This is a genomic window from Methyloceanibacter sp., from assembly GCF_050999895.1.
Lineage (GTDB): Bacteria > Pseudomonadota > Alphaproteobacteria > Rhizobiales > Methyloligellaceae > Methyloceanibacter.
Genome location: NZ_JBPCOU010000044.1, coordinates 1 through 23,346, shown reverse-complemented (window position 1 = coordinate 23,346; position 23,346 = coordinate 1). Strand labels below are relative to the sequence as shown.

At 63.8% G+C, this 23,346-nt stretch carries 17 protein-coding genes and 1 pseudogene; 11 read left to right on the top strand and 7 right to left on the bottom strand.

Features of this window, described 5'->3' with window-relative positions; all coding sequences use genetic code 11:
- Positions 1-241: 241 nt before the first annotated feature.
- The 7 genes from ACR2J1_RS04365 to treY all read left to right on the top strand — a co-directional run bounded on the left by ACR2J1_RS04365 (position 242) and on the right by treY (position 15,888).
- Positions 242-1,738 (top strand): alpha,alpha-trehalose-phosphate synthase (UDP-forming), encoded by a 1,497-nt coding sequence (locus ACR2J1_RS04365; protein ID WP_434018119.1) that lies wholly within the window; start codon positions 242-244, stop codon positions 1,736-1,738.
- Positions 1,739-1,916: 178 nt separating this feature from the next.
- The gene (gene treS, locus ACR2J1_RS04360; protein ID WP_434018118.1) at positions 1,917-5,219 is read left to right on the top strand and encodes a maltose alpha-D-glucosyltransferase; all 3,303 of its coding nucleotides are present in this window, start codon (positions 1,917-1,919) and stop codon (positions 5,217-5,219) included.
- Between the two features lie 2 nt (positions 5,220-5,221).
- Positions 5,222-7,429, top strand: a complete 2,208-nt coding sequence (gene glgB, locus ACR2J1_RS04355; protein WP_434018117.1) for a 1,4-alpha-glucan branching protein GlgB — start codon at positions 5,222-5,224, stop codon at positions 7,427-7,429.
- 3 nt (positions 7,430-7,432) lie between these two features.
- Entirely contained in the window at positions 7,433-9,511 is a 2,079-nt protein-coding gene (glgX, locus tag ACR2J1_RS04350; RefSeq protein WP_434018116.1) for a glycogen debranching protein GlgX, read from the top strand.
- Complete coding sequence (gene treZ, locus ACR2J1_RS04345; protein WP_434018115.1) at positions 9,508-11,337, top strand: malto-oligosyltrehalose trehalohydrolase; 1,830 nt, start codon at positions 9,508-9,510, stop codon at positions 11,335-11,337. The genes glgX and treZ overlap by 4 nt, the downstream gene beginning before the upstream one ends.
- Complete coding sequence (gene malQ, locus ACR2J1_RS04340) at positions 11,327-13,198, top strand: 4-alpha-glucanotransferase (protein ID WP_434018114.1); 1,872 nt, start codon at positions 11,327-11,329, stop codon at positions 13,196-13,198. Before treZ ends, malQ begins: the two co-directional genes overlap by 11 nt.
- Positions 13,195-15,888: a malto-oligosyltrehalose synthase gene (gene treY / locus ACR2J1_RS04335; protein WP_434018113.1), complete on the top strand. Its 2,694-nt coding sequence runs from the start codon at positions 13,195-13,197 to the stop codon at positions 15,886-15,888. Before malQ ends, treY begins: the two co-directional genes overlap by 4 nt.
- Here the strand turns inward: treY and ACR2J1_RS04330 are convergent.
- From ACR2J1_RS04330 to ACR2J1_RS04320, 3 genes are read right to left on the bottom strand one after another with little or no spacing between them, the layout of a single operon-like run.
- On the bottom strand, positions 15,885-16,268 hold the full coding sequence (locus tag ACR2J1_RS04330) for a hypothetical protein (RefSeq protein WP_434018112.1): 384 nt from the start codon (positions 16,266-16,268) through the stop codon (positions 15,885-15,887). The two genes, treY and ACR2J1_RS04330, sit on opposite strands and share 4 nt — an antisense overlap.
- A 52-nt stretch (positions 16,269-16,320) precedes the next feature.
- Positions 16,321-16,659, bottom strand: a complete 339-nt coding sequence (locus tag ACR2J1_RS04325) for a P-II family nitrogen regulator (protein ID WP_434018111.1) — start codon at positions 16,657-16,659, stop codon at positions 16,321-16,323.
- A gap of 13 nt (positions 16,660-16,672) precedes the next feature.
- Positions 16,673-17,890, bottom strand: coding sequence for an ammonium transporter (locus ACR2J1_RS04320; protein WP_434018110.1), 1,218 nt, complete (start codon positions 17,888-17,890; stop codon positions 16,673-16,675).
- Between the two features lie 178 nt (positions 17,891-18,068).
- On the opposite strand from ACR2J1_RS04320, the gene greA reads away from it, so the two are divergent.
- The gene (greA, locus tag ACR2J1_RS04315; RefSeq protein WP_434018109.1) at positions 18,069-18,533 is read left to right on the top strand and encodes a transcription elongation factor GreA; all 465 of its coding nucleotides are present in this window, start codon (positions 18,069-18,071) and stop codon (positions 18,531-18,533) included.
- Positions 18,534-18,574: 41 nt separating this feature from the next.
- On the opposite strand, the gene ACR2J1_RS04310 is transcribed toward greA, so the two are convergent.
- The 3 genes from ACR2J1_RS04310 to ACR2J1_RS04300 all read right to left on the bottom strand — a co-directional run bounded on the left by ACR2J1_RS04310 (position 18,575) and on the right by ACR2J1_RS04300 (position 20,363).
- Positions 18,575-18,907, bottom strand: coding sequence for a polyhydroxyalkanoic acid system family protein (locus tag ACR2J1_RS04310; RefSeq protein WP_434018108.1), 333 nt, complete (start codon positions 18,905-18,907; stop codon positions 18,575-18,577).
- Positions 18,908-19,033: 126 nt separating this feature from the next.
- The gene (locus ACR2J1_RS04305) at positions 19,034-19,339 is read right to left on the bottom strand and encodes a SelT/SelW/SelH family protein (RefSeq protein WP_434018107.1); all 306 of its coding nucleotides are present in this window, start codon (positions 19,337-19,339) and stop codon (positions 19,034-19,036) included.
- Position 19,340: 1 nt separating this feature from the next.
- Positions 19,341-20,363, bottom strand: coding sequence for a class I fructose-bisphosphate aldolase (locus ACR2J1_RS04300; protein ID WP_434018106.1), 1,023 nt, complete (start codon positions 20,361-20,363; stop codon positions 19,341-19,343).
- A 203-nt stretch (positions 20,364-20,566) separates the two neighbouring features.
- Here ACR2J1_RS04300 and ACR2J1_RS04295 point away from each other — a divergent pair.
- The 3 genes and pseudogenes from ACR2J1_RS04295 to fdhD form a co-directional block, all read left to right on the top strand.
- Positions 20,567-20,701, top strand: a pseudogene (locus ACR2J1_RS04295) (DUF1254 domain-containing protein); the annotation flags it as partial.
- Positions 20,702-20,790: 89 nt separating this feature from the next.
- Complete coding sequence (locus ACR2J1_RS04290; RefSeq protein WP_434018121.1) at positions 20,791-21,771, top strand: NAD-dependent epimerase/dehydratase family protein; 981 nt, start codon at positions 20,791-20,793, stop codon at positions 21,769-21,771.
- A 49-nt stretch (positions 21,772-21,820) separates the two neighbouring features.
- Complete coding sequence (gene fdhD / locus ACR2J1_RS04285) at positions 21,821-22,639, top strand: formate dehydrogenase accessory sulfurtransferase FdhD (RefSeq protein WP_434018105.1); 819 nt, start codon at positions 21,821-21,823, stop codon at positions 22,637-22,639.
- Between the two features lie 6 nt (positions 22,640-22,645).
- Here the strand turns inward: fdhD and mobA are convergent, their stop codons facing one another.
- A complete protein-coding gene (mobA, locus tag ACR2J1_RS04280; protein WP_434018120.1) occupies positions 22,646-23,224 on the bottom strand; it encodes a molybdenum cofactor guanylyltransferase MobA in 579 nt (192 codons plus the stop codon).
- Positions 23,225-23,346: the final 122 nt, after the last annotated feature.

Below are 23,346 nucleotides of genomic sequence, written 5' to 3'. Positions count from 1 at the left end.
CCTTCCTATCGCTGGCAAGGATTTAGGCATTACAGTCATGCGACCATGCGCCTTCCGCATACGATGTCTCTGATTCCAGCAACTTACTGCCAAAGGTTAGCAATCCAATCCAATGGAACGGAATTTGCAATCACTTAACCGGCACAGTTGTAGGGATTTCGGGAACTCTTTCGCTGCCTACGTTTTTAAAAATAAGGGTGGCGAGCCGGACACGGCGACGTCATCCCGAGGGCTAGACTAGATGTCAAACGTCACCAAGGTCGAATTGGGTATGCCCGCCAAGCCTATGCGGCCGGCCAACAATGGAGGCCCGGAGATCGCTCAGAAGCCTGGCCGATTGGTGGTCGTATCCAATCGTGTCGCGGATGTCACGGCCAAGACCCAAACCGGCGGTCTCGCCGTAGCGCTGGGCGATGCGTTGCGGGCATCGCGCGGGCTCTGGTTCGGCGCGAGCGGCCAAACGAGCGTGAATGCGCTGAAGTCGCCTCCGAAAATCGACACGATCGGCGAGATGACCCGGGCGACCATCGACCTGACGCCGGAGGAAGAGGAAGGATATTATTACGGCTATTCCAATCGCTGCCTGTGGCCTGCCTTCCACTACCGGCTTGACCTTGCCCGCTGCAAGGAATCAGACGCCGAGATCTATTTCAACGTCAACGCCCGCTTCGCCGACGCCTTGATGCCGCTGCTGCTGCCGGGCGACATGGTTTGGGTGCACGACTATCATCTGATTCCATTCGCCGAGGAATTGAAGCGTCGCGGCTGCGCCTCGCGCATCGGCTTCTTCCTCCACACACCATTCCCTTCGCCAGAGATCTTCGCCGCCGTCCCGCAGCAGAAGCGGCTCGGCAATGCGCTGATGACCTATGACGTGGTCGGCTTTCAGACGAGCGCCGACCGAGACAACTTCGCGCGCTATGTCACGACCTTTCTCGATGGCGAGCGGCTCGACGGCGACCGCCTCACCGCGCAAGGTCAAACGACGCAAGCCTCCGCCTTCCCGATTGGTATCGACGCCGCGGGCTTCGTGCGCCTGGCCCAGACCGAGAGCGCCAAGGGTCCGCTGCTTCCCTTCCTTGCCGACGACGTGAAGACCATTATTGGTGTCGATCGTCTCGACTACACCAAGGGCCTGCCGGAGCGGCTGCGCGCCTTCGAGAAGCTGCTCGAAATTTACCCGCAGCACCGCCGGCAGGTGCGTCTCGTGCAGATTGCCGCGCCGACGCGCGAGGAGCTTCCCGTCTATCAGGAGATCCGCGAGGAAGTGGAACGCCTTGTCGGCCGCATCAACGGCCGCTTCGGCGATCTCTCCTGGCAGCCCGTCACCTATTTGCACCGCCCCGTGCCGCAGGAGATCCTGGCGCGCCTCTACCGTGAAAGCGCCGTCGGCTTGGTGACGCCGCTTCGCGACGGCATGAACCTCGTCGCCAAGGAATATATTGCCGCGCAAGCGCCGGAAGATCCGGGCGTGCTGGTACTGTCGCGCTTCGCCGGCGCCGCCGAACAGCTGCGCGAGGCGCTCCTCATCAATCCCCACGATACCAACGAAATGGCGCGCGCGCTCGACCGTGCGCTCACCATGCCGCGGCAGGAGCGCTGGGCCCGGCACAATAGGCTCATGCAGCGCATCGAAACCTATGACGTCGCTAACTGGCGCGACAGCTTCCTCCAGACCTTTGCCGAGTCGGAATCCCAACCGCTCAACCTCTTCGCCCAGAGGCCGGGTGCTGCCTGATAAACCTAGCAAACTCGACCCTTGACCCCTATGACCCGGCGTGGCGGTATCGCCGCTATTGGCATTGGCAAGGGTTGCGCTCCGCGCCTTCGTCGGCTTCGATGGCGCGTTGCCTCAGCCATCAACGAGATTGCGGTGCGACTGAAACCCTGGCCACTCAGAAGTTATTGTCTTTAGGATGATCGATCGCACCGACCGGTTCTGGTACAAGAACGCCGTCATCTACGAGCTTCACATCAAAGCTTTTTTTGATGCGAACAATGACGGCGTCGGAGATTTCGCGGGCCTCTTCCAGAAGCTCGATTATCTCCAGGATCTCGGCGTCACCGCGATCTGGCTCCTGCCGTTCTATCCTTCGCCGCTGCGCGACGACGGCTACGACATCGCCGACTACAACTCGATCAATCCCACTTACGGCACGATGCGCGACTTCCGCCAGTTCGTCGCGGCGGCGCATGCGCGCGGCATGCGCGTCATCACCGAGCTCGTCGTCAATCATACCTCGGACCAGCATCCCTGGTTCCAGCGCGCCCGCTATGCCGGCCCCGGCTCCAAATGGCGCGACTATTATGTGTGGAGCGACACCGACGAGAAATATCCCGGCACGCGCATCATCTTTCTCGATACCGAGAAATCCAACTGGACTTGGGATCCGGTCGCGCAGGCTTATTTCTGGCACCGCTTCTATTCGCACCAGCCCGACCTCAACTATGACAACCCGCGCGTCATGGTCGACATCTTGCGCGCCATGCGGTTTTGGCTCGACCTCGGCGTCGACGGCTTGCGCCTCGACGCGGTGCCCTATCTCATCGAGCGCGACGGCACCAACAACGAGAACCTCGCCGAGACCCACGACATTCTGAAACGCTTCCGCGCCGAGATCGAGCACCGCTATCCCGACCGCATGCTTCTTGCGGAGGCCAATCAATGGCCCGAGGACACGCGCCCTTATTTCGGCCGCGGCGACGAATGCCACATGGCGTTTCATTTCCCGCTGATGCCGCGCATCTATATGGGGCTCGCGCGCGAGGACCGCTATCCGATCACCGACATCATCAATCAGACGCCGTCCATCCCCGACAACTGCCAGTGGGCGATCTTCCTGCGCAACCACGACGAGCTGACGCTGGAGATGGTGACGGACTCAGAGCGCGACTATCTCTGGCAGACCTACGCCACCGATCAGCGCGCGCGTCTCAATCTCGGCATTCGCCGCCGCCTCGCCCCGCTCCTCGACAACGACCGCCGCAAGATCGAGCTCTTGAACGGCCTCCTGCTCTCGATGCCCGGCACGCCCGTCATCTATTACGGCGACGAGCTCGGCATGGGCGACAATTTCTACCTCGGCGATCGCGACGGCGTGCGCACGCCGACGCAGTGGTCGGCGGACCGCAATGGCGGCTTCTCCCGCGCCGATCCGCAACGGCTCTATCTGCCGCCGATCATGGACCCGATCTACGGCTACGAGACCGTGAACGTCGAGTCGCAGCAGAAGCACGCCAATTCACTCTTGAACTGGACCAAGCGCACCATCGCCGTGCGCCAAGCGCACAAGGCCTTCGGCCACGGCACGCTCGCCTTCCTTTACCCGCGCAACCGCAAGGTCCTCGCTTATTTGCGCGAATTCGAGGGAGAGGTGATGCTGTGCGTCTTTAATCTCTCCCGCTCCGCGCAGGCCGTCGAGCTTGATCTCGGCAGCCATAAAGGGCGCGTTCCCGTCGAGCTCACCGGCCGCTCGCAATTCCCGGCGATCGGCGCGCTGCCCTATCTTCTCACCCTTCCCGCCTACGGCTTCTACTGGTTCGAGCTCGCCGACCAGGTGAGCCTGCCCACCCCGCAAGTGGTCGAGCCCGAGCCGCTGCCCGAGCTTGAGACCCTTGTCTTGAGCGGCGGCTGGACCCTGGTCGAGAGCCAGCGCGAGGACATCGCGCGCCTCGACCGCTTCAACCGCCACCTGTTGCCGGTGTATTTGAAGAACCAGCGCTGGTTCGATGCCAAGGACGCCGTGGTCAATCTCGCGCGGCCTTTGCGTCTCGGCGAGCTGCCGCGCGAGGGCGGCGAAAGCTTTCTCCTGATCGCACTCGATGTCGAGCTGGAGGACGCCCCGCAGCAGCGCTATTTGCTGCCGCTTGCGCTCGGCTGGGGCGAGGAAGATCTCCGCACCGGCGATCCGGCCCTCGCTCATGTGCTCGCCAAGATCAGGCGCGGCGCGCGCGGCGGCCTCCTGCTCGATGCCGGCGTCCGCGACGATTTTCCGCGAGCCGTCCTCGACGCCATGCGCAAGGAGTTGGCCCTCGCGGGCGAGGCAGGCGAGGTGCGCTTCGAGGCGAGCGACATGTTGCGCGGCATGGATCTGTCCGGCGAGCTGTCCGTGCAGCGCCTCGGCGCGGAGCACGGCCACACCTCCGTCAATATCGGCAATCTCGTCAACCTCAAGATCAATCGCCGCCTCCGTGGCGGCGTCGAGCCGGAAATTGAGGTCGGACGCTTCCTAGCCGGTGCCGGCTTCGCCAACAGCCCGCGCCTGCTCGGCTTCGCGGAGTTTATCGACAAGAACGACCGCACGACCGCGCTCGCCGTTGCTTTGCAGCATATTCGCAATCAGGGGGACGGCTGGACCGTCGTCGTCAATGCACTCGACCGTGAATTGGAAGAGGTCGTCTTCGGCGCCGAGCTTCCCGAAGGCAGCGAGACTGGTATCCCTTATTCGCTGTCGATCATCGAGGTCGTCGGCCGCCGCACCGGCGAGTTGCATCGCATCTTTGCCGCGGCCACCGATCCCGACTTCGCGCCCGAGCCGGTGACGAAAGCCGACCTCAACCAATGGCATGCCCGCGCCCGCGCGCAAGCCGAACAGGCGCTCGACACCATCGCGCGCGTCGGCGACACGCTGGACGAGGAGACACGCGGCTTGGCGAACGAGCTGATTGGGCTTCGCGAGCACCTCCTCGCAACCATCGATGGGCTGGTGCCGGGCAACGCGCGCGGCGTCAAGATCCGACTGCACAACGACTATCATCTCGGCAAGGTCCTGGTGGCCGAGAACGACGTTTATATCGTCGACTTCGCCGGCGAGCCCGGACGTCCGACCTCGGAGTGCCGCGAGCGCGCGCCCGCCTCCCGCGACATTGCCGGTATGTTGCGCTCGTTCGACTATGCCGCCCTCACCGCGGTCGACCGGCAGCGGCAGCGCGGCGTCGGTCAGCTCGCCGAGATTCAAGATATCGCGCTGCGCTGGCGCACGTCGGCGGAGCGTATTTTTCTGCGCGCCTACGAATCCTCCCGCAGCGACGCCGCGAGTACGACCTCCCACGCCTTGACGGTAGGCGCGGACCTGCTTCCGCTCTTCCTGATCGACAAGGTGCTGTCCGAGATTATCTATGAGGGCGCGAACCGCCCGGTTCTGGTGTCCATTCCTTTGCGCGCCACCCTCGCCTTGCTGGAGACCGCCCGCGAGCCTGTCGAGGAGCGAGCGGAATAAAAATGTCTGTGGAACTGAAAACGAGCCTCAGCCCTGGCCAAAGAGATATCGAGGCGCTTGCGAGCGGCACGCATGGCGATGCGTTTGCCGTGCTGGGGCTGCATGGCGGCTTCGGCAAGAAGCTGACCCTGCGCGTGTTCGCGCCGGAGGCTGATGCTGTCGAAGCCATCTCGACGACCGGCGAGACCATCGGCGCGTTGGTGCGTATCCATCCGGCCGGCTTCTTCGCCGCCCCGCTGCCGGGCGAGCGCAAATTTCCCTATCGTCTCCGCTATCGCAATGGCACCGCGCTCTGGGAGGACGACGATCCCTACCGCTTCCCACCGATCCTGCCCGACATCGACCTCGAGCTCATCGCCGAAGGCAACCATCTAAAGATTTGGGAAGCCCTTGGCGCGCATCCCCGCGCCATCGACGGCGTTGACGGTGTGCTTTTCGCCGTATGGGCGCCCAACGCGCGCAGGGTCAGCGTCGTTGGCGACTTCAACGGATGGAACGGCATGCGCCACCCGATGCGGCTGCGCCACCGTGCCGGTGTCTGGGAGCTGTTCCTGCCCGGCGTGAAGCGCGGCGCGAAATATAAGTTTGAGATCCTGGGATCTGGCGGAACGCTGCAGCCTTTCAAGGCGGACCCCTTCGCCTTTTACCAGGAACGCCCGCCGGCAACCGCCTCCATCGTGCACGGCCCGTGCGACCGCAGCGCCCATCTCGACAGTTGGAAGGAGACACGGCGCACGGCCAACGCGCTCGATGCGCCTATCACCATTTACGAGATGCACCTCGGCTCCTGGATGCGCAGCCCTGACGGCGAATTTCTGACCTATGACGAGATCGGCGACCGCCTCATCCCCTACATCAAGGATCTCGGCTTCACCCATGTCGAGTTTATGCCGGTCAGTGAGTTTCCGTTCGACGGCTCCTGGGGCTATCAGCCGCTCGGGCTTTACGCACCCACGTCGCGCTTCGGCAGCCCCGACGATTTTGCCCGTTTCATCCGCCGCCTGCATGAAGCCGGCATCTCGGTTTACGTCGACTGGGTCGCGGCGCATTTTCCGACCGACCCGCATGGCCTGGGCCGCTTCGACGGCAGCGCGCTTTACGAGCACAAAGATCCGCGCCGCGGTTTTCATCAGGACTGGAACACGCTCATCTACAATTACGGCCGGCGTGAAGTGGCGAACTTCCTTACCGGCAACGCGCTATATTGGTTCGATCATTTCGACATCGATGGGTTCCGCGCTGACGCCGTCGCCTCCATGCTCTATCTCGACTATAGCCGCAAAGAGGGCGAGTGGCTTCCGAACGAGTATGGCGGCAACGAGAATCTGGCCGCGATCGCCTTCCTCCGCCGCTTGAACGAGCTTGCCTACGGCGCATTTCCCGGCATCGCCACCGTCGCGGAAGAATCGACTGCGTGGCCCGGCGTTTCCAGGCCAACCTATCTCGGCGGCCTCGGCTTCGGCTACAAATGGAACATGGGCTGGATGCACGACACGCTGTCCTACATCAGCAAGGAGCCCATTCACCGCAAATACCATCACGAAAAACTCACCTTCGGGCTGATCTATGCCTTCTCGGAGAATTTCGTTCTGCCGCTCAGCCATGACGAGGTGGTGCATGGCAAGGGCTCGCTCCTTTCCAAGATGCCCGGGGACCGCTGGCAGAAATTTGCGAATCTCCGCGCCTATTACGGTTTCATGTGGGGACATCCCGGCAAGAAGCTGCTCTTCATGGGCTGTGAGTTCGCGCAAGACCGTGAGTGGAACCACGACCGCGCGCTCGACTGGTTCCATCTCGAAGATGACAAGCATCGCGGCGTGCAGAGCCTCATCCGCGACTTGAACGCCGTCTATCGCTCGAGCCCAGCGCTCTACAAGAAGGACAACGAGCCCGCCGGCTTCGAATGGGTCGAAGCCAATGACGGCGACAACAGCGTGCTCGCCTTCTTGCGCCGCTGCGACAACGCGCCGCCCGTCCTCGTCGTCTGCAATTTCACCCCTGTGGTCCGCTACGATTACCGCGTTTGGGTCCCAAAACTCGGCCGTTGGCGCGAGCGTCTCAATACGGATGCGGAGATTTACGGCGGCAGCGGCGTCGGCAATCAAGGCGGCGTCGATGCGGAACAAGTGCGCTGGCATGAGCGTCCTTATTCCATAAGCCTGACGCTGCCTCCCCTCGCGACGCTGATCTTCGAATACCAGGAGTCTTAACGTATGACGACGCGCCTCGGACCCGGCGCGCCTTCGCCGCTGGGCGCGACACCTGACGACCAGGGGGTAAATTTCGCGCTCTTCTCAGCCAACGCCACGCGTGTGGAGCTTTGCCTCTTCGACAGTCCCGACGGGCGCGAAACGGCGCGCTTCGTGCTGCCCGAATACACGAACGAGGTCTGGCATGGCCATGTCGCGGATATCGGCCCCGGGCAGCTTTATGGCTATCGCGTGTACGGCCCGTACGATCCGCGCGCGGGCCACCGCTTCAACCCGCACAAGCTCCTGCTTGATCCCTATGCGCGTTTGCATGCGGGCCCTCTGACCTGGAACGACTCGCTGTTCGCCTATCGCGTATCCAAGCGCGCCGGCGACCTCGCTATTCACGAGCGCGACAGTGGGCCGTTCATGCCGAAATGCGTTGTGGTGGGAAACGGCGAGAAGCTGAAACAGCCCAAGCCCAACCGCCCTTTTCATGAGACCGTCATCTACGAGGCCCATGTGAAGGGCCTGACCGCGCTGCATCCTGACGTTCCCGAGCATTTGCGCGGCACATTTGCGGGCGTCGCGCATCCCTCCATCGTCGAACATCTGTTGAAGCTTGGCGTCACCGCGATCGAGCTGCTGCCTGTGCAGGCCTTTGTCGACGACCGCCACCTCGTCGAAGAGGGCTTGAGAAACTATTGGGGCTACAACAACGTTGGCTATTTTGCTCCGGCCGAACGTTATCTCTCCGCGGGCGCCGGCATCGAAGAGTTCAAGGCGATGGTCGACGCGCTTCACGGCGCGGGCCTCGAGGTCATTCTCGACGTCGTTTACAACCACACCGCGGAAGGCAACGAGTTCGGCCCCTCGCTCTCGTTCAAGGGCATCGACAATGCCTCCTACTACAAGCTCGCGGAGAATGCGCGTTACTATGTCGACACAACCGGCTGCGGCAATTCACTCAACATGGCGCATCCGCGCGTGCTCCAGCTCGTGATGGATTCGCTGCGTTATTGGGTCGAGGAGTGCGGCGTTGACGGTTTCCGCTTCGATCTCGCCACCACGCTCGCGCGCGACGGCGACCATTTCGACCCGAGCTCGTCTTTCCTCGATTCCGTCGCGCAGGACCCGGTCTTGAAAAACGTCAAGCTTATCGCCGAGCCCTGGGATATCGGGAATAACGGCTATCAGGTCGGGACCTTTCCGCCGGGCTGGGCGGAATGGAACGATCGCTGGCGCGACGATCTCCGCGCCTATTGGAAGGGCGACATGGCCACCCTGCCCTCGCTCGGCCGCCGTATGCTCGGCTCCGCCGATGTCTATGACCGCCGCGGGCGCCGTCCTTGGTCGAGCGTGAACTTCGTCACCGCTCACGACGGCTTCACCTTGCTCGATCTCGTCTCCTACAACGACAAGCACAACGAGGCGAACAAGGAGAACAATCGGGACGGACATGACGACAACAGGAGTTGGAACTGCGGCGTCGAAGGCGCGACCGACGATCCGGCGGTGCTCGACCTTCGCGACCGGCTGCGCCGCGCCCATTTCGCCAGTCTCCTGTTCAGCCAGGGTACCCCCATGCTGCAAATGGGCGACGAACTTGGCCGCACGCAGGGCGGCAACAACAACGCCTTTTGCCAGGACAACGAGATTTCCTGGATGCGCTGGCGCGATGTTGGCGAACGCGACCGCGCTTTGTTCAAATTCGCCCGCGGCGTCGTCGGCCTCAGGGCCGAGTTTCCGCTTCTGCACTGCGCGCGTTTCATTCACGGCGAGCCGGTGGCGCCCGGGGTGACCGATGTCGGCTGGTTCAAGTTCGACGGCGAGCCCAAGCGCGCCGAACATTGGGAAGACCCGATCGCGAAGAGCCTAGGCCTCTCCCTTGCCACGGAGGATACCCATCTCCTGCTGCTCTTCAACAGCGATGCGGAGCCCATCGGCTTCGTATTCCCGACCTTCGGCAACGAGACGTTCCAGTGGCGGCTTCTCTGCAATTCCGCCAACGCGCTGATCCGGCCCGAACCGGAAAATGTGCAGTCGGAAAGCACAACCATTCCCGCGCGCGGCCTGTTGCTTTTCGAGCGGGTGCAACCTTGACCGGCGGCTTCGCGCATCGCCTTCCCTTCGGCGCAGAGATTTTAGAAGACGGCGTCCGCTTCCGGCTCAGGGCGCCGGCGCAAAAGAGCGTCGGCCTCGTCGTCGGCGACACCGGCGCGATCCTGCCGATGCCGGACGCTGGCGGCGGCTGGTTCGAGCTGACCACCAACGCCGTCAAGCCCGGCGCAGGCTACGGCTTCGCGCTGGCGGACGGCACCGTGGTGCCGGATCCCGCCGCTCGCGCGCAGATCGGTGATGTGCATGGCTTGAGCCGTCTGGTCGATCCCCGCGCCTATGATTGGCAGGCGCACACCTGGAAGGGCCGGCCCTGGACCGAGGCGGTGATCTACGAGCTGCATACCGGCACCTTCTCGCAGAGCGGCGACTTCGAGGGCGTCGCCGCCGATCTCGATCGCCTCGTCGATATTGGTGTGACCGCCATCGAGATCATGCCGGTCGCGCAATTTTCCGGAAATCGCGGCTGGGGGTATGACGGCGTGCTGCTCTTTGCACCGCATGTGGCCTATGGCGGCCCGGAAGGCTTGAAGCGCCTTGTTGACACGGCGCACGCCAAGGGTCTCATGGTGCTGCTCGACGTCGTCTACAATCACTTCGGCCCGGACGGGAATTATCTGCATCTCTATGCGCCGGACTTCTTCCATCCCGAGCGCCACACGCCCTGGGGCAGCGCCATCGCGTTCGAGCGCAAGCCGGTGCGCGATTTCTTCCTGCACAACGTTCTTTACTGGCTCGAGGAGTACCGCTTCGACGGCTTGCGCTTCGATGCCGTCGATCAGATCGAGGATCAGACCGAAGAACCGATCCTCGCCGAGATGGCGCGCGAAGTGCGTGCCCGCTTTCCCGACCGGCGCATCCATCTCACCTGTGAGGACGATCACAATTCCACGCGCTTGCTCGAATTCGACAAGCGCAACCGCCCGCTTCTCTTCACCGCGGAATGGAATGACGACTGGCACCACGCCATGCACGCGCTTCTGACCGGCGAGGACGAAGGCTATTACCAGGACTTTGCCGACGCGCCTGTCGAGCGTATCGCCAATATGCTGGCGCGCGGCTTCTCCTATCAGGGCGAGGCGTCTCCCTACCGCGACGGTACCGAGCGCGGCGAGCCGTCCGGGCATTTGCCGCCGACGGCCTTTATCAATTTTGTCCAGAACCACGATCAGATCGGTAACCGCGCCGTCGGCGACCGCATCACCACCCTCTCACCGCCTGAAGCCGTCGAGGCCGCGCTCGCGCTGCTCCTTCTCTCCCCGCAAATCCCGCTCCTTTATATGGGCGAGGAATATGGTGAGACGCGCCCATTCTTTTTCTTCACCGACTTTCACGGCGAGCTTGCCGATGCCGTGCGCAAAGGCCGCCGCGCGGAATTCCGCAAGGTGAAGACGTTCACGGAAGCCTTTGAAAGGAATCTCATTCCCGACCCCAACAGCCTTGAGACCTTCACCCGTTCGCGCCTTGCCCCGGACGGCGCAGCTGCAAAGCGCGCAGGCCTCATCAAGGCGCTGCTTACCGCGCGGAGAGCGCACATCGTGCCGGAGCTCGCCCATATCGGCGGCTATGCCGGCAGCGTCGAGGCGCTGGACGGGTCGGCCTTCACCGTCCGCTGGCGCACCGCCGCGGGCAGCCTCGTCGTCTCCGCCAATCTCGGATCCGAGGACGCTACGCTTCCCGCAGGCGGTGGCACCCTCATCGCCGAGCACCCGCACGGCGCCGCCAGAGCGCTTGAAACCGGCAGCCTGCCCCCGTGGTCGGTGGTCTGCCGCCGCGTCGCTGAAACACCGGGAGCGCGCGATGACGAATAGGCTCGAAGAGCTCGCCGAGCGCTACGGCATCGCACCGGGCTATGTCAGCGAGAAGGGCGACTGGGTCACCACCCCGCCCGAGGCCAAGGTCAAGGTGCTGACCGCGCTCGGCGTGAAGGCATCGACAGGGGCCGAGATCGACGCCAGCCTTAAAGCAGCCCCGGCCACCGCGCCAGGCGACGCCAATGTCACGGTGCCGCAAAGCGCCTTCTGGCCCTCCTTCCTCGTCGATCAGCGTGTCTGGGGGCTCGCGGCGCAGATCTACGGGCTCCGCTCGGAGCGCAATTGGGGCATCGGCGATTTCGAGGATCTCGCCCGCCTCGCCGAATCCGCCGCCACCCGCGGCGCGGACTTTATCGGCGTGAGCCCGCTGCACGCGCTCTTCCTCGCCGACCCGACCCGCATCAGCCCCTATAGTCCATCGAGCCGCGTCTTCCTCAACCCGCTCTATATCGCGCCGGACAAGGTGCCGGGCTTCGATCATCTGCCCGAGCGCGACGACCTTCTCGCGAGCCTGCCCGCGCTCCGCGAGACCGAGTTCGTCGATTACGAGACCATGCATCCCCTCAAGGTCCGCGCGCTTGAGGCCCTGTTCCGCCGCTTCACAGCCCGTGCGAGCAAGGAGGAGCACGACGCCTTTCTGCGCTATCGCCGCGAGCAAGGCGAGAATCTCAGCAATCACGCGCTGTTCGAGGCGCTCTCCGAGATGATCGTCACGCGCGGCGGCAGCGTCGCCTGGACGAGTTGGCCGGAAGACTACCGCAACCGCAAAAGCCTCGCCGTGCGCGACTTCGCCCGCGGCGCGCGCCGCCGCATCGAGTTCCACGCCTGGCTGCAATGGATCGCCGACAGCCAGCTCACGCAAGCGCAAGCCCGCGCCACCTCCGCCGGCATGCGCATCGGGCTCTATCTCGACATCGCCGTCGGAATTTCGCCCGACGGCTCGCGCGCCTGGTATGGCGGCCCGGCCATCGCGCTCCATGCCCGCATCGGCTGCCCGCCCGATCCCTTCGGCGCCGACGGCCAGGACTGGGGGCTGGTGCCGTTCTCCTCGCCGGGCCTGGCGCAGGAGCGCTTCGAGCCGTTCCGCGCGCTGCTGCGTGCCGGCATGCGCCACGCCGGGGCCATTCGCCTCGATCACGCCATGGGCTTGCAGCGGCTCTATTGGATCCCGGAAGGCGACGGCGCGCGCAATGGCGCCTATCTCCGCTACCCCTTCCGCCAGCTCCTGGAGTCCGTCGCGGAGGAAAGCTGGGTGTTCCGCTGCATCGTGATTGCCGAGGATCTCGGCACGGTGCCGCCCGGCTTCACCGACACCATCGTGCGCGCCGGCCTGCTCAGCTACCAGGTGCTCTATTTCGCGCAAGACGCCGGCATCTTCCGCCAGCCTAATGCCTTCCGCCGCGAAGCGCTGGTCTGCGCCTCAACCCATGACCTCCCGACCCTGAAGGGCTGGTGGATCGGGAACGACATTCAATGGCGCATGCGCGCGAACCGTTGCAGCACGGCGGACGCGGAGAACCACAGTTTCGACCGCAAGCGCGGCAAGCGTCAGTTGCTTGAGACCCTGGCCCAGGCCCTCCTGCTTCCGGAAGGTGTGGAGACGGCGCTTAAGGACAAAACCATGAGCGACGCGCTGCTCGTCGCCGCGCATCGTTTCCTCGCGCGCACGCCCTGCCGCCTCTTCGCCGTGCAGATCGACGACGCGCTCGGCCAGGTCGAGCAGGCGAATGTGCCGGGTACGATCCGCGAGCATCCGAACTGGCAGCGCAAGATGGCGGTGACCATCGAGGCGCTTGAGGCGCACAAGCTTTACGCCGCGCTGACGGAGGCGGTCGCGTCCGAGCGTCCGCGGTCGTGAGGCCGCTCCGCGCCACCTATCGCCTGCATTTTCGCGAAGGCGTGGACTTCGCGAAAGCCGCGGGCCTCGCGCCCTATCTCGCGGGCCTCGGCATCAGCCATCTCTACGCCTCCCCCATCCTGCGCGCCGTGCCGGGATCGACCCACGGCTACGACACCGCAAGCTACGATCAAATCGAGCGCAACCTTGGCGGTGCGGACGGCTTCCGCGCGATGGTCGCGGCGCTCCATGCCGAGAAGATCGGCGTCATTCTCGACTTCGTTCCCAATCACATGGGCGCAAGCCCCTCAAATCCGTGGTGGCGCGACGTGCTCGAATGGGGCGCGCAAAGCCCCTACTCCCATTATTTCGATATCGATTGGTCGGCGCCGAAGCTGCTCATCCCGGTCCTCGGCGAGCCCTATGGCGCGGCGCTCGACCGCGGGGCCTTCGGGCTCTATTTCGACAGCAACGATGGCGGCATCAGTCTCACCACCGGCGGCCTCAAGCTTCCCATCAGTCCCCCGGCCTATGCGACCATCCTTGCCAAGGCCGACGATGTTTTCGCCGACCTGACGAACCGCTTCGCCGTCGCCACGCCCGAAACGTCCGCCGAGCTGAAGACCGAGCTTGCACAGCGCGCGCGCGAGCCCGGCCAGAAGCAGGCGCTTGCTAGCGCCATCGCTTATGTCGCGGGCGACCGCGATGCGATCCATGCCCTGCATGAAGCGCAAGCCTGGCGCCTCGCTTATTGGCGCGCCGCGCGCGAGACCCTCACCTATCGCCGCTTCTTCGAAGTCGCGGATCTCGTCGGCGTGCGCATGGAGCAGCCGAGCGTGTTCGAGGATGCGCACCGTCTGATGGTGCAGCTCATCGAGGACGACGCGATCGACGGGCTCCGCCTCGACCATGTCGATGGCCTCGCCGACCCGCTGAGCTATGTCCGCAGGCTTCGCGACGCCACGCCCGGCAAAAATATCTTCCTGCTCGTGGAGAAGATCCTTGGCTCCGCCGAGGAGCTCCGCGCCGATTGGCCGATCGAAGGCACGACCGGCTACGAGTTCATCCGCTCCCTCGGCGGCCTTCTCACCGACTCCGCGGGCGAAGTCGCGCTCACGGCCGCCTATCACGACTTTATCGGGGAGACGCTCGATTATGCGGCGCAGCTTTCCGCCACCAAGCGCCACATCTTCGTGCGCAATCTCGCCGGCGAGCTTGATGTCTTGACCGGCCTCGCATCGGGGCTCGCACAAGCGGATCTGTCCACGCGCGATTTCGGCCGCGATACGCTCCGCCGCGCCATCATCGAGATGGCGACCTCGCTTCCAGTCTACCGCACCTATGTCGATGTCGAAGGCCCCCGCGCCGAAGACGAGGCGCTGATCGCCGAGGCCGAGACCAAGGCCAAGAGCACGCGCGAGGTCGAGGACGATGCTGCGATAGATTTTATCGCCCGCATCTGGCGTCTCCAGCTCGACGATCCGGCCCAGCGCGCCGTGGCGCTGACCTTCGCCACCCGTTTTCAGCAAACGACCGGCCCCCTCATGGCCAAGGCCGTCGAGGATACGCTGTTCTTCCGCTATAACCGCCTCATCGCGCTGAACGAGGTCGGCGGTTCGCCCGACGCCTTCGGCTGCTCGATCCAGCGCTTCCATGACGACATGCAGGCGCGCCGCGAGCACCAGCCACTCGGCCTCCTCGCAACCTCGACCCACGACACTAAGCGCGGCGAGGATGCCCGCGCCCGCCTCTACGCCTTCAGCGAAGACCCCGGCTCCTGGGCGCAATGCGTCACCCGCTGGCACGAGATGAATGCGGTCTTGCGAACGAACATCGATGATACGCCGGTGCCTGGACCGAACGAGGAATGGATGTTCTATCAGGCGCTCGCGGGTGCATGGCCGTTTCAGATCGACATTACGGACGCCCCCGTCTTGACCGCGCTCGCCGATCGCATGGCCGCCTTCATGCAGAAGGCAACCCGCGAGGCGAAGCTGCGCACAAGCTGGACTGCCCCCGACGAATCCTATGAGCAGGCTGTGGAAGACTTCGTGCGCGGCGTGCTCGATGCTGGCAAAAGCCGTGCCTTCCTGGAGGATTTCGCCAGCGCGCAGGCAAAGCTGCAAGTTTCCGGCGCGCTAAACAGCCTGACCCAGACTCTGCTCAAGCTGACAGCGCCGGGCGTCCCCGACATGTACCAGGGCGCCGAGTTTTGGGAGCTGAGCCTGGTCGATCCCGACAATCGTAGGCCGGTCGATTTCAACGCGAGGAAGTATGCGTTGGATAGCGAAGTTGTGGACGCCGGTTCATTGCTGGGAGACTGGAAAGGCGGCGCGATCAAGCTTGCCATCGTCAAGGCTGCGCTTGCCGCACGGCGCGCAAACCCCGCGCTGTTTACCGGCGGGGTCTACACGCCGCTTGCCGTCCACGGAGCGCAAGGCGAGCGCGTTGTCGCCTTCCTGCGCGAGGACGGCGCGGACGCTGCGATTGTGATTGCGCCGGTCCGGGCGCGCGCGTTGCTGGCCGACAGCGCCGTACCGCTCATTCCGCCGGACGCTTGGGACGACACCACTGTATCAGTGCCGCCCGGGTTGAAAGATCTCACCTGGCTCAATGTTTTGACCGCCGAGGCGTGCCGCGTGGAGGCTGATCGGATTCGGGTAGCGGATGCTCTTGTGCGCTTGCCCGTCGCCTTGCTCGTCGCGGACTAGCACTGCGCGCGGGAGATTTCGGCGACGATGATCGATGCGCCGCGATGTATGATGAGAAAGATCGCGATCGCGACGACGCCGTTGAAACCGATGTCGAGCCAGTAGCCGAGCTTCCGATTTTCCATGAAGCCGAATAGATTGACGTACCACTGGTCGACATAGGACAGGCAGTAGAGAAAGATCACGATCAGCGCGAATTCGTGCAGATAGAACAGCACGTCGCTGCCGGACTTCACCGCGAAATATTTCAAACCGCCGACGAGCACGAAATTGCGCAGCAGGTCGAAGAACCAACCCGCGAAATTGCGCACCGTCGTGGCGACGGTGATTTCGCCTTCAGGCTGCGCGAAGAGTTGCTTCTGGTAATTCGTAAAGTCCAACCGCGACGGCCTCCCCTTTCGCACCTCCGCGCAAGATAGCAATCGAACCGCTCTAGAGCGCCTCGACGCCCATCTCGCCGGTGCGCACGCGCATGGCGCCCTCGAGATCGAGCACGAAAATCTTGCCGTCGCCGATGCGGCCCGTCCGCGCGGCGTTGCCAATCGCTTCGACCACGGAGTCTGATATGCCATCGTCGACCGCGACTTCGATCTTCACCTTTGGCACGTAGTGAATGGTGTACTCCGCGCCACGATAGATTTCGGTCTGGCCCTTCTGCCGGCCGAAGCCGCGGACCTCGCTGACGGTCAGGCCCTGCACCCCGATTGGGACCAGAGCCTCGCGCACGGCATCGAGACGATGCGGCTGGATGATTGCAATAATGTATTTCATTGATGGCGCCCCATCACATGTTGTAGCCGCGTTCGCCGTGAATTCTGAGATCGAGCCCTTGCTCCTCCGTCTCAGCGTTCACGCGCAACCCGACGATTGTTTGAATCACCTTGGCGATGACGACGCTCGCCACCAACGACCATAGCAGAGTAGCAGCGATCCCGATGAGCTGAACCTGGAATTGTCCGCCCATGGTTTGGCCCTCTGCGTAACCGACACCGCCCAGAGCCGCGTCTGCGAACACCGATGTCAGCACCACGCCGATCAGGCCGCCCACGCCGTGCACCGCGAACACGTCGAGCGAGTCGTCAATGCGGAAACGCCGCTTGATCACCCCCACCATGGCGTAGCAGACGGTGCCGCCCACGAGCCCGAGGACCAGCGCCGCGCCGGGACCGACATAGCCGGACGCGGGCGTGATGGTTGCGAGCCCGGCGATGGCGCCGGTCACCGCGCCGATCATGCTCGGCTTGCCGAACTTCAACCATTCGATGGTGATCCAGACCAGCGTTGCAGTGGCAGCGGAAAGATGCGTGACCGTCATGGCCATGCCCGCGCTCGCGCCCGCGGTGAGCGCGCTCCCGGCATTGAAGCCGAACCATCCGACCCAGAGCATGCAGGCGCCCGCCATCGTCATCCAGGGCGCGTGCGGCGGCGTGACATCGTCGGGAAAGCCCAAGCGCGGGCCGATGACAATAGCGAGCACCAGCGCGGAGATTCCGGCGGTGAGATGCACGACGAGGCCGCCGGCAAAATCGAGCACGCCGAGATCCGCGAGCCAGCCGCCGCCCCAAATCCAATGCGCGACCGGCACATACACAAGAAAAAGCCAAAGTGCGGAAAAAAGCAGCACCGCCCCGAACCGCATACGCTCGGCAAAGGCGCCGACGATCAGCGCCGGGGTGATGATGGCGAAGGTCATCTGGAACATGAAGAAGACGCTCTCGGGAACGCCCGTCGTGGCGTCGGCTGCGTCGCGGGCCACGCCGATCAGCAGCGCCTTGTCCAACGTGCCGATCCAGTCGCCGCCGCCGCCGAAGGCGAGGCTGTACCCGGCGACGAGCCACAGCACCGAGACGAGCGCCGCAATGCTGAAGCACTGCATCAGCACCGAAAGCAGGTTTTCGGCGCGGACGAGGCCTCCATAAAACAGGGCAAGTCCAGGTAATGTCATGAATAGAACGAGCGCCGTGGCCGTGATCAGCCAAGCGGTGTTCCCCGCGTCGATCATCGTTTCCCCCTCCCCCTGGCGCGCCTTGCCCAATTTGGTGGCGTTGCCTATTCGTTTAGCAATTCAGAATTAGCCTAGGGTTCGGTTCCACGCAATCAGCTAAGCAAGGGCCACAAGGCCCGGTTATCGCGGGATCAGAAGCTCCGATATTTTACAACCCGACATGCTATAGTTCTTCATGAGCAAAGCCTTCACCAAGGAGGAGGAGGGCGGGGACATCTACGACGATCTTCCCGATCGTCCGGTCACCTCCCATAACCTCGTGACGCCCACGGGCCTTGAGTTGATCGAGGCGGAATTGGCGCGTCTGCACATAGATCATGCAGCGGCGCATGACGCGGACGACCGCATACGCCTCGCCAAGATCAATCGGGATCTGCGTTACTGGACCTCGCGCCGCTCGACCGCCCAATTGGTGGAGGCGCCGGAGGACAATAAAGAAGTGCGCTTCGGCTCGACCGTCACCATCAAGCGCCACGACGGCCGCGAGCAGACCTATCGTCTCGTCGGCGAGGATGAGGCCGACCCCGTCGCCGGCACGCTCTCTTACGTATCGCCGCTCGCGCAGGCGCTGATGGGCAAGCCCGTCGGTGAAGTGGTGCAGGCCGGGCCGACCGAGGCCGAGATCGTCGCCATCCAATAGAAGAGAAACAACGCTGCTCTCGCGCGAGGAGAGCCGTTCGTTTACGCGCGCGTGGTCGGCTTGGTCGGCTTCTCCAGCATCAGCTTGCCTTCCCGCTGCACCAGGGCCTTCGCCTTGTTGGCGAGCAGCGACAGGAACCACGGCAGTTGCACCTCGAGCCGCACATGATCCTCCGCGACATCGACCGTGCCGGTCGTGGTCTGGCCGAGCAGGTTGGCGCGGAAATCGAGATGGTCTCCCGACCACTCATCCTTCAGCACGACGAACTTCTCGCCGAACGTGGTGCGGACCTTGCCGAAGCCCGTCTGCAAGCGGCGGATGGCTTCGTCCTTGCTCAGCCTATGCGGGATGGTGACGACGACGGGCTCGGTCATTCTGGTCTTCCTTGAATTCGGGTCTAACGATCTTCCCCTCATGTGGGAGGTCGGAGACCGCACTACCAGTGCTGAGCGCTGTGCGCTAAATCCCCGTTGTCCCCACAATTCCCCCCGCAATTCCCCTTATTTGTGCGCCTTTTCCCGGTGATCGATATGGCCGAGGTCGCGCGCCGGGGCGATCTTGTCCCTGACGATCTGTTTCAGCTCCTTGATCTCCGGAAAGCGCCCCTTTTCGCTGCGCGACCAGATGAGCTCGTCGCCGATGCGCACCTCGAACACCCCGCCGGTATCGTCGGGGATCAGGGTTACCGAACCCAGCTCCTCGGCGAAGGTCGAGAGCAGCTCCTGCGCCATCCACCCTGCCCGCAACAGCCAGTTGCACAGGCGGCAATAGGTGATCGCGACATTCGGCTTTGAAATGTCAGCCAAATCAGGCCGCCTTTTCCATCTCCCGCTGCCACTGTCCGAGGCTCGCGAGCCCGTTCATTCTCGCCCGATGGGCGAACGCATCTTGCGCCGCCGCGACATTGCCGGTCTTGCCGCCCCAAGCCTTTTGCGGCGCCGCCTGGAGTGCCCGGCCATAGGAGAAGCTGAGTTTCCACGGCGCCCCGCCGATCTTGTTCATGGCATCGAGCCGTGCGGTGGCCTCCACGTCCGACTGTCCGCCGGAAAGGAACGCGATCCCGGGAACGGCCGGCGGCACGCACTCCTTCAACACGCGCAACGTCTTCTCGGCGATCTCTGCGTCGGAGACCTGCTTTGCGCATTTCTTGCCGGGCACGATCATGTTCGGCTTAAGCACGATGCCTTCGAGCTTGACCTTGGCGTAATAGAGCTCCTGAAAAACCGCCTTCTGCACGAATTCGGTGACCTCCAGGCAACGGTCCATATCGTGATCGCCGTCCATGAGAACCTCGGGCTCCACGATCGGCACCAGATTCTCCTCCTGGCACAGCGCTGCGTAGCGCGCGAGCGCGTGCGCATTTGAGTGGACGCAGTCATAGCTCGGGATGCCGGGGCCGATATCGATCACAGCCCGCCATTTGCAGAACTTGGCGCCGAGATTGCGATACTCGACGAGCCGCTCGCGCAATCCGTCCAGGCCCTCGGTGATGGTCTCGCCGGGGCAAAACGCCAGCGGCTTCGCGCCCTTGTCAACCTTGATGCCCGGGACCGATCCGGCTTGCTCGATCAGTTTCACGAGCGGCGTGCCGTCCGCCGCCTTCTGCCGGATGGTCTCGTCAAAGAGAATGACGCCGGAGATATGGTCGGTCATGGCCTTGGCCGAACGGAACAGAAGCTCACGATAATCGCGGCGGGTATAGTCGGTGGATTCAACGCCGATCGCAGTGAAGCGCTTCTGGATCGTTCCGCCGGATTCGTCGGCGGCGAGAATACCCTTGCCGGGCGCGACCATGGCGTTCGCCACTTTGTTCAGCTCAGCGAGGTCCATCAATGCTCTCCATTCTCGCGTTTAACACTCAGTGTAGCGCAGCTTGCGGTTTAGGGAATAACCGATCGGGGACGACCAAATCCACGCCCAAAGGCGTGAACCGTTGCGCACGCATCTGAAAGCCGAAGACCGGCCCGCGGTCAAGATCCGCCAAATCGAGGTGGCGTCTTTGCCAGGGATAGCCCTCTTGCGCCATCTGGAATCACTGGCTGCCTGCGCCAAAAGGTCCCTTCACGCTGACAATGCGGCTCTATGCGCCGAAATCCGATGCCTTGACAGGGAAATGGAATCCACCGTCGGTGGTCAAGGCAGGAGCGCAAACCACGCTGCCGCAGTAGGGCTTGCTTTGGCCCAATTGCGGTAGTCCACTAGGTCGATCGCAATGCGAATAGCCCGCATCTCCAAGGCGGGCGTTCTGGCAACTTGCATGGTGGAACGGGCTACGGGGATTCCGACTTCTGGCCGCAAGCCGCTGCTCGCCTTGACTGGCGCCACCGGCTTTATCGGCCAATATCTCCTGCAAGAGCTGCAAAAACGTGGCTATCGCATCCGCGTTCTCCTTCGGCGTCCAAGCATGCTGCCGACCGGCTGCGCGAGCGCTGTCATTGGCGATCTGGCGCGACCACATAACATGGCCGAGGCCCTCGCCGAGGTCGACGCGGTCATCCATTCCGCAGGCCTCGCGCCGAGCATGTCGGGGATGCCCGATGACGACTATCGCCTTTTCAATAGCGAAGCGACCATCGCCTTTGCGCGCGCCGCGCAGCGCGCCAAGGTGAAGCGCTTCGTCTTTCTCTCTTCGCTTCGGGCCCAGGCCGGACCCACCGCGGACAGCGTGCTGACGGAGGATCGCGAACCCGCCCCGACCGATGACTATGGCCGCTCCAAGCTCGAGGCAGAGCGCGGTCTTGCCGAGACCGACCTCGACTGGGTTGCGCTGCGCCTCGCGCTTGTTTATGGGCCTGGCGTGCAAGGCAACATGGCAAGGCTGATGCAGCTCGCCCGCTCACCCTATCCGTTGCCGCTTGCGGGGCTGAAGACCGAGCATTCCCTGCTCGCGCTCGACAATCTTGTCGAGGCGATCGACAAGGTCCTCTTGGCGCCGTCGCAGCTGCGCCGGCCGCTCATCGTGGCCGATCCTAAACCCCTGACCATTGGCGCCATGATCGCGGCGATGCGTGAAGGCCTCGGACGCAAGCCGTCTCTCTTCTATGTGCCGAGATCCGTTCTTGCCGCCGCCTTGCGTGCGCGGGGACGGGCCGAGACGTATCAGCCTTTATTCGGCTCGCTGGTGGCCGATTCCTCGGCCTTAGGGCGCCTCGATTGGGTGCCCCCGGTCTCGACCCCAACCGGCCTTTCCGCTCTCCTTAGGCACAACGCCGAAAGCGCGTTGGCGCCGGTAAACTGAGGGCGCTAGAAAGGGGGATGTCGAAGCAGCCCTTGACTGGATAGTGCCGATGCCGCCTCCCGTCCTCCGCGTTCCACGTTCCAGCTGGCGCGCCTCTGGCTGCGTCGAGGGCGAGCGTGCTATCCCCGAGGAGACCGCAATCGCCTTCACCTACAACACGGCCTCCTATGCCGTGATGATGGCGACGCCGCAGGATCTCGGCGATTTCGCCGTCGGCTTCAGCCTGACCGAAGGCATCATCGCCTCCCCCGATGAGATCGAAGGCATCGAGGTCGTCGAGCAGGATGTCGGCATCGAGCTTCGCATCTGGCTGACGGGGCCGCAGGCAGCGGAGTTTCTCGGCCGCCGGCGCAAGATCGCAGGGCCGACGGGCTGCGGGCTCTGCGGCATTGAGACCCTGACCGAGGCGATGCGGCCGCCCCCTGGCGTGGGCGAAGGCCTTGTCTTCACGCCGGATCAGATTATGACGGCGGTGGACTCGCTCTTTCCATTGCAAATTCTCAATCGCGAAACCCGCGCCGTGCATGCTGCGGGATTCTGGGAGCCCGAGCGCGGGCTCGTCGCCGTCCGCGAGGATGTCGGGCGGCACAACGCTCTGGATAAGCTTGCAGGCGCCCTCACACGCGAAAGCACCACAGCCAAAGAAGGCCTCGTTGTGCTGACAAGTCGCGTATCCGTGGAGATGGTGCAGAAATCGGCCGCGATCCGGGCGCCGATCATTGCGGCCGTCTCGGCGCCGACCGCGCTTGCCGTGCGCATGGCCGACACAGCCGGCATGACGCTGATCGCTATCGCGCGGAAAGACGGATTTGAGGTCTTCACACATCCCCATCGCGTCAGCGGCAAGCTTGCAAGCCACGTGGCTTGATGCGGCCTAGCGCTGCGGTGCAAGCAGTGCCTCGGCCTCGGCGAGATCTTCAGGACGATTGATGTTGAAGAAGGGATCGATCGCGCGTCCGGCAATCGTCACCGGCGGAAAGGAAACTTCGGCCGCGCCATGTTCGGCAAGCCAGGTCGTGACCTTCCGCGCGCCATCGTGCAGAGCCGTCGCCAGCATGTCGGCGGCGCTCACCGGCCATAGGCCAAAGACGGGGTGGACGCCCTCCTCCGAACGGGCCACGGCCAGCGCGTGCTCGCGCCCGTTCGCCGCCGCTCGAAAACCCTCCACGAGATCGAGGGGAAAGAAGGGCGTATCCCCAGCCACGGTCACGATGTGACGCGCGTCGGGCATATTCGTCTTGGTCCATGCAAGCCCGGCATGCACGCCGGCAAGTGGCCCGGCATAGCCCTCGACGCTGTCGGCGACCACCGGTAAGCCGAACGCGGCAAACCGTTCTTCGCCGTCATTCGCATTGATGATGAGCGCTGAGACCTGAGGCGCGAGGCGCTCGATAATGTGCGCGAGGATCGGCTTTCCACTGAGCGGCCGCAGACATTTGTCGCCGCCGCCCATGCGGCTCGACCGTCCGCCGGCAAGCACCACGCCAACGACCGGACCGCATGCCTCTTGCGAAAACGCCTGCTCCACGCTTGCTCGTCCTCGATCGGGGGTTCTGAGCCAGCGTGATACAGCGA